At 43.8% G+C, this 12,675-nt stretch carries 4 protein-coding genes and 1 pseudogene; all 5 read right to left on the reverse strand.

The genetic code is table 11. The annotated features are described in order from the left end of the window. Positions 1-331: condensation domain-containing protein (locus LC574_RS06360; protein ID WP_229452128.1), on the reverse strand; the 331-nt coding region annotated here is incomplete at its 3' end. Positions 332-503: 172 nt separating this feature from the next. Next, positions 504-9,227, reverse strand: coding sequence for a non-ribosomal peptide synthetase (locus LC574_RS06365; RefSeq protein ID WP_229452130.1), 8,724 nt, complete (start codon positions 9,225-9,227; stop codon positions 504-506). A gap of 447 nt (positions 9,228-9,674) precedes the next feature. Next, the gene (locus LC574_RS06370) at positions 9,675-10,022 is read right to left on the reverse strand and encodes a XisI protein (RefSeq protein ID WP_229452131.1); all 348 of its coding nucleotides are present in this window, start codon (positions 10,020-10,022) and stop codon (positions 9,675-9,677) included. Beyond that, positions 10,010-10,430: pseudogene (locus LC574_RS06375) on the reverse strand (XisH family protein). The gene LC574_RS06370 and the pseudogene LC574_RS06375 overlap by 13 nt, the downstream one beginning before the upstream one ends. Before the next feature lie 119 nt (positions 10,431-10,549). Beyond that, positions 10,550-12,616 (reverse strand): SagB family peptide dehydrogenase, encoded by a 2,067-nt coding sequence (locus LC574_RS06380; RefSeq protein WP_229452133.1) that lies wholly within the window; start codon positions 12,614-12,616, stop codon positions 10,550-10,552. Positions 12,617-12,675 lie beyond the last annotated feature (59 nt).

Below are 12,675 nucleotides of genomic sequence, written 5' to 3' on the forward strand. Positions count from 1 at the left end.
ACTCCTCTAATCGCGCTTGCTGTTCTTTGTATGATAATTCTCGCCAATCTAAAAATGTCCAAGGAAATTCAACTTGACGAAAGACGACTTGGAAAGGTTTATCACGCTGTTCCCAATAAAATGCCGATCGCAAAGCGGCATGATTTCTAATAACCTCTTGCCAAGCGGTTTGCATGGCATTCACATCTAGTTTACCTTCTAAATTCAAGCAAACCTGTGGCACATACACGCCCGCCTGTGGTGTCAGCAAGGTATGGAATAGCATTCCCTGCTGCATTGGCGAGAGAGGATAGATGTTTTCTATATTTTGACGTTTATCCACGGCGGGCATGATTGTTGGTTGATACTAAAATGTTTGTAAAGATTAGTCTCACGCAGAGGCGCAGAGAGATTAAAGATTTTATACCAATTATTTAAAATCCGGCAACAGATTTAAATCTACAAACCCTAATTCAATCTGACTTTTTTAATTACGAATTACGAATTACGAATTACGAATTAGATTATATGTCTGCTAGTAATTTATCGAGTTCTGCTTGAGTGAATTCCATCTGGGGAAAGTCAGAGGGGGTAAACCCATTAGCGTTGGGGGAGAGACAATGCTGAATTAGCGATCGCAATTTTATTTGATAATTTTCGGCTAGGGTGGCTATTGTTTGCTGTTGATGTAAGGTTCGACTATAGAACCAATCAAATCGCAGTTGTCCTCCTGTGACGATACTATTAATTTCGATCAGGGTGTTGCGTGTTCCTCGCTGACTGCGGCTATGTCCGACAGACTCACGCGCCGGGATGAAAAGAGATGATTGGGAAAAGATTTGGTCAGATTGTCCGAGATAATTAAATCGTACCTGTGGTGACGGAACTGCCCGCAGTTTTGCTTGAATTGTTGGGGATGCTAAGTAGCGTAATAATCCATAACTAATCCCACGATCTGGTACTTGGCGTAGTTGCTCTTTAATTGTTTTTAGGGAATCTCCCAGTTCAGATAATACATCTATATTTAACAATACCGGGAAGAGGCTAGTAAACCAACCCACTGTGCGAGATAAATTCATACTTGGAAACAAATCTTCTCGCCCGTGTGCTTCTAATTCTACTAAAAGATGGCGATCGCCACTCCAAGAGTGGAATGCTAATACTAAGGCTGTCAAGAGAACATCGTTGATTTGTGTGTGGTAGGCTGCAGGAACTTGTTGGAGTAAGGCTTGAGTGTCTTGAGAACTCAGGGAAACAGAGTAGGTATCTACATCTGCCATTGTATTGCACCCTTGGGGATTATCTATTGGTAGGGAAGTAACTTGCTGCCAACAAGGGGATGTCCAATAATCTAATGCTGGTTGCAAATTGCTAGTTTGGGCATAATCTCTCAGTTGGATTGCCCATTGTTGAAAGGATGTAGTTTTTGGTGGTAGTTGAATCTCCTGTTTTTGACTAAGTTGCTGGTAGGCTGATTGCAAATCTTCTAGAAGAATCCGCCAGGAAATGCCATCGACAATTAAGTGATGGATAATGATTAACAGGCGATCTCTAGCGAGAAGCCGCTTTGCGTCTACGCGTTGCTGTCCACCCAAGTCAAAATACGCCACGCGCAGCAATGGCGGTTTATTGAGGTCAAAACTGGCTTGTAAATCATCAGCAGATGTGGCTAACGCTTTTTGCACTTTCTTTGGTGCTACAACCGCTAATTCTGATAAATTAACATATAACGTGTAAACAGAAGTTGCATCACCCCCCTTAATCCCCCCTTGCATTGCGGGTAAATCAGAAATCTCTCTCCCTCCCCTTGACAAGGGGAGGGTTGGGGTGAGGTAATACGATCGCAATCCATCATGATGAATAATTATCTTCTCTAACGCCTGCCGCAGCCAAGTAAAATTAAGAGGCTGCTGCACTTTGAAAATAATTGCTTGGTTCCAATGGTGTGGATCAACTGGATTTTCCTCAAAAAACCAGTGTTGGATCGGAGTCAGGGCAATATCTCCCGTTACTACCTCCTGGGGTATGGAAATTTCCTTATTAGGATCAACAATAGCTGCTAATTCTGCCACAGTTTGATATTGAAACATCTGCCGAGGGAGTAGTGCCAACCCTTGTTGATTCGCCTTAGCAACCACCTGAATTGCCAGAATGGAATCACCACCAAGACTAAAGAAATTATCGTGAATACCAATTGATTCTACACCTAAAACCTGACTCCAAATAGTAACTAATTGTTGCTCTAAGGGTGTGCGAGAGACAGTAAAAGAGGTATTTACTGGTTGCAATTCCGGAATCGGTAAGGCACGACGATCAACTTTTCCATTAACAGTTAATGGCAGAGTTTCCACAATTACTAAGGTTGACGGCACCATGTAGGCAGGTAACTTTGCCAGTAGAAATTGGCGTAACTCCGTCTCTATTTTGAAAATAGGGAGTGGGGAGTAGGGAGTGGGGAGTGGGGAAGAGATTATTTTCATGCCCTCGTTGTGGGCTATTTGCCCGTGGGGGTCTTGCACATTTGACTTGGGAACCACATAGGCAACCAAACGGGCATGATCTAGCGTATCTTGTCGAGCGATCGCTACTGCTTGTGACACCCCCGGATGTTGATGTAACACTGCTTCGATTTCTGCTAACTCAATGCGGAAACCGCGCAACTTCACCTGATGATCTGTTCGCCCCAAGTATTCAATATTACCATCTATTAGATAACGGGCGCGATCGCCAGTTTTGTAAAGGATGGGCATTGGGCATGGGGCATGGGGCATTGGGCATTGGGCATTGGGCATGGGGGACGAATCTTTAATATTCGCCGACGAGTCTTTAATACTCGTGAATGAGTCTTTGATACTCGTGAATGAGTCTTTAATACTCGCCGACGAGTCTTTGATACTCGTGAATGAGTCTTTGATACTCGCTGACGAGTCTTTGATACTCGTGAATGAGTCTTTGATACTCGCCGACGAGTCTTTAATACTCGCCGACGAGTCTTTGATACTCGTGAATGAGTCTTTGAACTCCGTTAATGAGTCTTTGATACTCGCTGGCGAGTCTTTAATACTCGTGAATGAGTCTTTGAACTCCATTCTCCTGCTCCCCTGCCCCCTGCCCCCTACTCCCCACTCCCCACTCCCCACTCCCCACTCCCCAATCAACGGATTCGCCACAAACCTTTCTGCTGTTAAATCTGGTTGTTGCCAATAACCACGGGCAATTCCTGCACCAGCGAGGTAAATTTCACCAGGTACGCCAATGGGTAAGGGTTGCAGGTTTTTATCTAAAATATAAACTTGAGTATTGGCAATAGGATGACCGATAGTTGGGGCTTGATTGCTGTCTTTGGGAATAAGGGTAAATGTGGAGTAGGTAGTATCTTCTGAAGGGCCGTAGAGGTTGAATATTTGTTCAATGGTGGATTGTTGGTAAAGCTGTTCTACCAAGGATTTCGGTAAGGATTCTCCTGCTAAGTTCACAGTTTGCACTGATGCGGGAATGGCGTTGAGACGCAGCAATTCTCTGGCGGCTGAAGGGACGGTGTTGAGTAGAGTTACTTGCCCTGCGGCTGGTAATTCCGGTAACTGAAGGGCGTTATCTGCCAAAATCACGCTGCCTCCCCAACTTAAGGGTACGAAGATTTCAAACACCGATAAATCAAAACAAATGGATGTAGACGCAAGGACACCTGCTAATTGTGCTGCTGAATAAACTTCTTTTGCCCAAGATACCAAGGTAACGGGACTGCGATGGGAAATTGCAACTCCTTTGGGAATGCCTGTGGTTCCAGAGGTGTAGATGATGTACGCCAGATTTTCTGGTGTCAGGTTACTGCTGGGATTGGCGGTATTTTCTTGCATAATTGCTTGTGCATCCGTGTCCAGGCAATATACGGGAATATCTAAGCTGGGCAATTTGGGCAATTGATGCTGCTGGCTAATCAAAACCTGAATCTGGGCATTTTGAATAATTAATCCCAATCTTTCTTGAGGATAACTGGGATCAAGGGGAACGTAAGCACCTCCAGCTTTCAGAATACCCAATAAACCGATAATCATATCCAGGGAACGATTTACACAAATCCCCACGGGAACCTCTGGCTGCACGCCTAAACTTTGTAGGTAGTGAGCCAGCTGATTAGCTTTGGTGTTTAATTCCTGATAACTTAAACTTTCTCTACCCCAAATAACGGCAGTATGTTTAGGAGTTTGGCTGACTTGGGCAGTAAATAATTCATGTAAACATTGCTCCCCCGGATATTCCCGTTGAGTTTGGTTCCATTTTACCAATTGCTGTTTTTCGACAATACTCAACAAAGGTAGTTCGGCAATGGGTTGTTGAGGATTAGTAACAACGGCTTCTAATAGTGTTTCCAGATGTCTGGCCAAACGCGCAATGGTTGACGCTGCAAATAAATCGGTGTTGTACTCCAGCTTACAACTGAGTCCCTCCAGAGTTTCGCTGACTATCCAAGTGAGGTCAAATTTTGCCGTTCCACTATCTGCGTCAACAGTTCGGCTTCGCTCACTGTTGATAATTTGACATTGTATTCCTGCCATATCTAATTCTGGCAGAGGTAGGTTTTGCAACACCAGCATAACTTGAAAAATCGGCGTATGACTGAGCGATCGCACTGGCACAAGAACTTCCACCAATTGCTCAAAAGGTAAATCTTGATGAGCATAAGCACCAAGAGCCGTTTTACGTACTCGTTGCAGTAACATTTCAAAGGTGGGATAGCCGCTTAAATTGCTACGCAGTGCTAAAGTATTGGCAAAACAGCCAATTAATGATTCTGTTTCTACACGATTTCGATTAGCGATCGCACTACCAACAACAATATCATCACTGCCTGTATAACGATGTAACAGCACATTCAAAGTAGCCAGCAAAGTCATGAATAAAGTACTGTGATGACGCTGACTTAACTGTTTTAATGCTTTAGTTAACCCCAAAGACAAACCAAACCGATGCACAGCCCCCCGAAAAGATTGTACAGCCGGACGGGGGTAATCCGTCGGTAACTCCAGCATTGCAGGCACATCAGCCAACTGCTGCCGCCAATATTCTAAATGCCCCTCTAAAACCTTACCCTGCAACCATTGTCGCTGCCAGTAAGCAAAATCCACATACTGAATATTTGGGACTTGAGAATCCTTGTCTTGTTTACGTTTTTGCGCGGCAGTCGCTACAACTTTGGTTCCCAAAGCAACACGCACGCTTGCCTCTGCATGATACAACCCCACCACATCCCTAACCAACAACCCCATAGACCAAGCATCAGCAATGATATGATGCAACGTCAACAGCAAAACATGACGTATATCACCCAAACGCAACAACTGCACCCGCAACAGCGGCCCATCCTCCAAATTAAACGGTTGTTGTGACAACACCAAATCCTTAATTTCCTGTTGCTGTTCATTAGCCGCCAGAGCTTGCAAATCAATCGTTAATATATTGATATGACAAAAATCAGCAATCCTCAAAACAGGCTGTCCATCAACGCTTTGAAAAGTTGTCCGTAAAATTTCCTGTCGTTGCACCATCTCATCAAAACTGCGCTGCAAAATCCCCAAATCAATATTTCCCTGAATTTCCACCGCCAAGGGAATATTGTAAAATGAACTATCTGGCTCTAACTGCGACAAAACCCAAAAGCGTTGCTGGGCAAAAGACAGAGGTAAATTACCTGTGCGCTGAATTGGCAATATCGCCGGGGCTAAACTTAAAGATTGGCTTTGTTCAATTACCTCTGCCAAATTAGCGAGTACTGGCGTTTCAAACAGATGACGCAACGGCAATTCTACATTAAATACCTGCCGAATTTGAGAAACTGCCCGCGTTGCTAACAGCGAATGTCCCCCCAAATTAAAGAAATTGTCATCAATGGCGACTGACTCTATACCCAGCACCGATGCCCAAATGCCTGCCAACAGTTCTTCTGTGGGTGTATAGGAAGCCGTTATAGTCACTACCGAATTTACGTCAGGATTTGGTAACGCTTGGCGATCAACTTTACCATTAGGTGTAAGAGGTAATTTCTCCAGCACCACAAACACTCCAGGTATCATATACGCTGGTAGTTTTGTCGCTAAGAAAGAACGTATAGCAGTAACCCCACCCCCCCTATTGGGCAACATCCCGATGCTTTGGGGAGGGTTGGGGAGGGGTGTATTGGGGACAATATACGCCACCAAACGCTGCTCTCTGGTTTCATTGAAAGCGACGGGAAACTCCATCCCCTCGTCGGTGTTCCGGGATAGTCGCCCCGTCGCTTGGGGCGACAGGCTTCGGGCATTGGTAGTTTCTTCCCCATGCCCTATGCCCGATTCCCCATGCCCAAAAACTCCACCCACAAGGGGATGGAGTTTTTCATCTTCCCTCACAGTAACCACAGCCTGAGCCACTTCTGGATGTTTTTGCAGTACCGCTTCAATTTCACCCAACTCAATGCGATAGCCGCGAATTTTCACTTGGTTATCCAATCGTCCCAAGTATTCTAAATTACCATTAAGTAGATAACGGACGCGATCGCCTGTTTTATAAAGGGCATTGGGCATGGGGCATTGGGCATGGGGCATTGGGCATTGGGCATTGGGCATTGGGAAAATTCTTTCCTTGTCCCCCTCATCTCCCTCATCTCCCTCATCTCCCTCATCTCCCCCACTCCCTGCTCCCCTGCTCCCCACTCCGTTCCCAAAGAGATTTACCACAAACCTTTCTGCGGTTAACTCTGGACGCTGCCAATAACCCCGTGCTACTCCTGCACCACCAATGTAAAGTTCTCCTGGTACACCCACAGGAACTGGTTGCAAATGGTCATTGAGGACGTAAAATTGGGTATTGGCGATGGGACGACCAATGGTAACAGACTCGTTGTTACTGAGTTTTTGCACAGCTGACCAAATTGTGGTTTCTGTTGGGCCGTAAAGGTTCCATACTTCTCGACTGCATGATATCAACTGCTGGGCGAGGTAATTATCTAAAGCTTCTCCACCGCAGAGAATTTTTAAATCTTCTTTTCCTTGCCAACCACTTGCTACGAGTAAGCGCCAAGTGGCTGGAGTCGCTTGCATGACGGTGATTTGATGTTGTTCTATGGCGGCTGCTAGTTGGACTCCATCTAATGTTACCTCCCGTTGCACAAGAACGAGACTAGCACCAACAATTAACGGCAAGAAAATCTCTAAGGCGGCGATGTCAAATGCTAAGGTTGTCACGGCGAGGAGGGTATCTTTTGCCGTTAATCCCGGCATTTTCGCCATTGCATTCAAAAAGTTGGTCAGTCCTCTGTGCAAAATTTGCACGCCTTTAGGTGTGCCTGTGGAGCCAGAGGTGTAAATTAGATAGGCTAGTTGATTGGGGTAAACTTTAACTAAGGGATTATGACTCTCTAAATTATCAATATGCTTATCTATACAGACAATTTCCGCAGTATTTTTTGGTAATGAATTTAATAATCTATTCTGAGTGAGTAATATTGATATTTGAGCATCTTGGAGGATAAACCCCAAACGCTCTTGAGGATAAGCAGGATCGAGGGGAATATATGCGGCTCCAGCTTTGAGAACAGCCAAAAGTGCGATCGCCATTTCTAAGGAGCGATCGCAGCAAATCCCCACCCGTGTTTCTGTTTGAACACCCAACTTTTGCAAATAATCGGCGAGTTGATTCGCTTTGGTGTTAAGTTCTATATAAGTTAGGGAGTTATTCTCAAAAATAACTGCTATTTTATCTGGTGTTTTTTCAGCTTGTTGAGCAAATAATTCATGAATGCATAAATCAGGAATTTCTCCAACAGTATCATTCCACTGCACAAGTAGCTTTTGTTGTTCATTCTCTGTGAGTAAAGGCAACTCAGCAATGGATTGATCGGGATTTTCGCCAATTCCATGCAGTAGTGTTTGGAAATTCTGAATCAGGCGATCGATGGTTGCTGCTTGGAACAAATCGGTGCTATACTCAAATGTCCCCGTCAATCCCCTTGGTGTTTCGTACATATCCAAGCTCAAATCAAAGCGGGTTGTAAAATGTTCAGTCTCCAAAGGTTCAATTGTCAATCCAGCCAGATTAGTGCTTTGGCTGTTGGTGTTGTGGAGAATAAACATTAGCTGAAACAGAGGATTTTGACTTAAATTCCGTTCTGGTTGCAGTTGTTCTACCAAATCTTCAAAGGGCAATTCTTGATGAGATAACGCCCCAAGGACTGTTTCACGGACTTGATTGAGTAAGTCACAAAAACTAGGATTACCAGATAAATTGGTACGAAAAACCAGATTATTGACAAATAACCCAATCAGATTAGCAATTTCTGGGCGATCGCGGCTAGTAACCGTGGAACCTACCAGAATATCTTTTTGCCCACTGTAGCGATACAGCAAGACATTAAATGCTGTCAGCATGGTCATAAATAATGTAGCACCTTGCTGTTGACTCAGTTGCCCCAGCCTGTCAGATAATGCTAGTGACAGTGTAAAAAACTGCCGCGCTCCCTTGAAAGTCTGTCTTGCTGGACGAGGATAATCTATTGGTAGGGATAATTCACGGGGACAATTTTGGAGTTGTTCTTTCCAATAAGTTAGTTGAGTGGTACGTGCTTCGCTTTGCAGCCATTTCTGTTGCCAAGTAGTAAAATCTACATACTGAATTGATAAATCAGGTAAAATTAATGGTTTACCCTGACTATATCCTTGATATAGCAATGCCAATTCTCTTACCAAGACACGCATTGACCAATAATCAGCAATAATGTGGTGCATGACAAACAGCAGCACATATTCCGTAGTACTTAGTTGTAGCAGTGCCACACGCAACAACGGAGCCTGAGTAAGCTGGAAAGGACGCACAGTTAAAAGATTTGCCTGTTGCATGACTTGCGCTGCTTGGTGTTCTGGTGATAATCCGCGCAAATCAACTAGAGGCAGTGTGAGTGTAAAATTTGCAGTAATATTTTGTACAGGTTCGTCGTTGACTACAGAAAAACTGGTGTGAAGGATTTCGTGACGACGGACGATTGATTGCAAACTTTGCTCCAAGGCATTAATATTCAACTTTCCCGTCAAACGTAAGGCGCTAGGAAGGTTGTAAACAGATAGTCCTGGTTGTAGCTGTTCGAGAAACCATAGCCGCTTTTGGGCAAAGGATAGGGGAAAATTTTGTTGCTTGGCTGCTTGTTGCAAGAGTTTTGCTAAAAGTTGTCGTTTTTGTAACGCCTGTAGTTCAGAGGTGTTTGGCTGTGAATGACTCATATAAAAAAATTATCCGCAGGAATCACAGATAAAAATATTACTTAGGGCTTGCTGTTTTGGGAAAGAGAGATTTTTATCAGTAGTGGCAGCGCAATGCCTCGTGACAACCTGTCTGTAAAATGGCATGTGGAGCGCAATATATAACGCTTATTAGGAAATAATTTCGTTAAGTTAGTATTGCTATTATTTCACAGTATATGACAATAATTATCAGTTAATTTTAAAAATATATCCACCTTAGTGCAGCTTTGCGTAAAATCGTAGCCTTGCCTACCCTACAACTATTGATTTATAGCAGCTTTTGTGCTAAAGAGCTATTTGTCGTTTGTATCCTCTTACAGTGCCTAATTGCTCCCCTACCTCATATTTCTGTAACAATCCTTTAGTGTTGCTTATTTATGGGTGCTGGGAGAATAAAAAATGGAATGCACCAGTTTTCTACCTCTTTCATCCCACCCCATAATCACTCAGTTCACGCATAAAAGGAGGATGAAACCCCAGCACAATATCTTGTTTTGGTACACCCAAATTGACTAGATCAGCCGCAATATCATGTTCAGTTGAATTGTAGAAAATCCAGACTTTTTCATTTCGAATATCAAGATGCATTACACATTGATGAATCCAGCGCTTATGTTGCCAACCCAAATGCATGATTTGGTAGTGATTTCGCTGCGTATCAAAAATAGTTTCAACTTCAATATCACCGTAGGCAGGCTTATTTTGAGCATAGCCCATCAATAATTGCTGGACAATTTGCTGATAGCTTATTAATTTATCTGTCAGATTTTCCATTGTACAATCTGCTCCAATTGAATATCGTAGATAATCAGTTTTACAGCATTTTCTTGTAGCATTGAGAAAAAGAAAATCAAGTTGAAAGAAGCTGTTATACGTTAAATCAGGCACAGCTAGGTATAGGATGCGATCAGGATCTTCACGACGCAGCGCCGCCCGGTAGTTAATGAACTGACCGAGTGCTGTATGAAACTCGGAAATTGCGGATGCACTAGCCAGAAAACTTTTGACTTCAACCGCAATTTTTTCATTTCCTCGCTCTGCTGCCAGTAACCGTTCTGCACCTAAGTCAATCTCCATATCCACACCACCCACTTTAATCTGTAATGGATCGTGAGTAACATTCCACCCATCCTTAGTGAGAGATATCTTAACAACTTTATGAAAGCGATCTTTAGCAGCCACAACAGATGGTCGATATTACATTTTGCTATTTAAACCTATCACATTGTTACCATGAGACTCACGGCTTCATAATAAACGTCAAATCTCCTCGTAAACCCATCTCTTAAGGCATTTATCAGTTAACCACCTTCTTGTAGCTGCATTTGTTTGAGTAATTTATCTACTTCTTCTTCAGAAAGTTGGTCTAAGTTAGCTAATAAATGTTGTGCTTCACCCCTTTCAACGCGCTCAATTTGCGGTGTCTTTGCCGGTTGTGGCTTCTGATGCCATTGCAGTTTCAGCAAATCAGCCTGGGAAGCTAAGGTAGGATTGAAGAAAAACTCCCGAATTGGTAAATCAAGTTGGAGAGAGGAACGCATCTGAGTAAGTAGCTGGGTTGCTGATAAAGAATTGCCCCCCAACTCGAAAAAGTTATCGTGGATGCTTTGCACCTCGACTTGGAGAACAGATTGCCAAAGGTTTGCGATCGCCACTTCCAAATCTGTGGTAGGAAGTATAACAGGCGACTCAGTTTTAGTAGATTGAAACTCTGGTAAAGGCAAGGCGCGACGATCCAGTTTACCATTAGGTGTTAATGGCAATGCTTCCAAAGGGATATAAAGTGTAGGTATCATATATTCTGGCAACCGTTGCTGTAGGAATTGCCGTAACTTCTGTGTCATCAATTCTGTTTTTGTTAACTGTGTTTGCGGGTTTTCTGGCGACAGCCAACGAGTTTTCCAGGTTGGATCGATACAACCGCCGACAAAACTATGCAACAATATATGCTGCTCGTGCAAAGCAAAATTATCGCGGATAGCATCAAATTCTAAAGCTCCTATCGGACATAAGCCTAAGTTATAATCGGGAGCCGTTTCCATTAATAACTGACTGATATAACCTGCTTCCAGCAAACATAAATCCCTAGATTTATCGCCGTAAATTGGTGCGATCGCCTGCATTTCAGCGATTAAAAATAAGCCAAACGCCGCTTGAGCAAAAATCTCCTGATTAATCCCATAAATCCTACCATCAACTTTAGCTGAATTGCTCAGGTGAATCAGTTGATGCTGTTGGGGATGATAGTAGTAAATCCCAGCCGCTAAATTTTGAACTCGATTTGGCTTAATGTAAATGTATGTCTGGACTGGATACAAACTACCAGCAGAAGCATAACGGTACTTAGGCAATGGTGAATTTGATAGTTGCTGCGATCGCAAACATTCTAAAAATTCGCCTAAGCTATTGAGAGATACAGATTGCTCTAAAAATTGGCGATAACTTTGTCGTTGCAGCTTGACACCAAAAGACTCAGCCCCAGGTAAAGCAATGTGAGGGGCAGTAGAATCAAGCGATCGCACACCCCGTTGTTGGAGTTTAAAATCCGTAGGAGAAACCCCACCCGCCTTGCCTTGGGGAGGGTTGGGGAGGGGTGCATTTAATTGCATTTCTGGCTGTAACACAATGTAGGCAAGCAATTGCTGTTGAGACGGTAAGCCCAAAGTTGTGATAACTGCTTGAGCGATCGCTGGATGCTGTTGTAAAGCAACTTCAATTTCGCCCAACTCAATCCGGTAGCCATTGATCTTAACTTGAAAATCCTCTCGCCCTAAAAATTCTATTGTCCCGTCTGGTAGATAGCGCCCTAAGTCGCCGGTTTTGTAAAGGGAAAGGGGGAGTGGGGGGGATGGGGGGGATGAGGGGGATGAGGGGGAAAGATTTTCTCCTCTCTTCCTTTGCTCCCCTGCTTCCCACTCCCCAATAAACGGGTTAGGAATAAACCTTTCTGCTGTTAATTCTGGGTTTTGCCAGTAACCTTTGGCGATACCCAAACCGCCAATGTAGAGTTCACCGATTGCCCAATTTGGGCAGGGTTGGAGGGATTGATTGAGTACGTAAATCTGTTGATTGGTCAGAGAATACCCGTAGGGAACACTTTTCCAATTGGGATCGATTTTGTTAATAGGGTAGAAAATAGACCAGATAGAGGCTTCTGTAGCACCCCCTAAACTGATAATTTGGGGATGATTAAATTGACTGCAAATGCGCTCAGGTAGTGTGAGAGGAATCCAGTCACCACTAAGGAGAATTAAGCGGAGTGACTGGGCATTGGGCATTGGGCATTGGGCATTGGGCATTGGGAAGAGATCCCCCTCATCCCCCTCATCTCCCCCATCTCCCTCATCTCCCCATTCCCCATTCCCCATTCCTACATCTGTTCAGGGTAACTGAAACTTTAGGTTTTAAACCCTTCATTTGGATGAAG

Source organism: Nostoc sp. CHAB 5715 (assembly GCF_020829685.1).
GTDB lineage: Bacteria > Cyanobacteriota > Cyanobacteriia > Cyanobacteriales > Nostocaceae > Nostoc.

Bases quoted from the DNA above. Each gene is read 5' to 3' on its own strand.
- LC574_RS06380 (WP_229452133.1), bottom strand. From the start codon at position 12,616: ATGGGGAATGGGGAATGGGGAGATGAGGGAGATGGGGGAGATGAGGGG.
- LC574_RS06365 (WP_229452130.1), bottom strand. From the start codon at position 9,227: ATGAGTCATTCACAGCCAAACACCTCTGAACTACAGGCGTTACAAAAA.
- LC574_RS06370 (WP_229452131.1), bottom strand. From the start codon at position 10,022: ATGGAAAATCTGACAGATAAATTAATAAGCTATCAGCAAATTGTCCAG.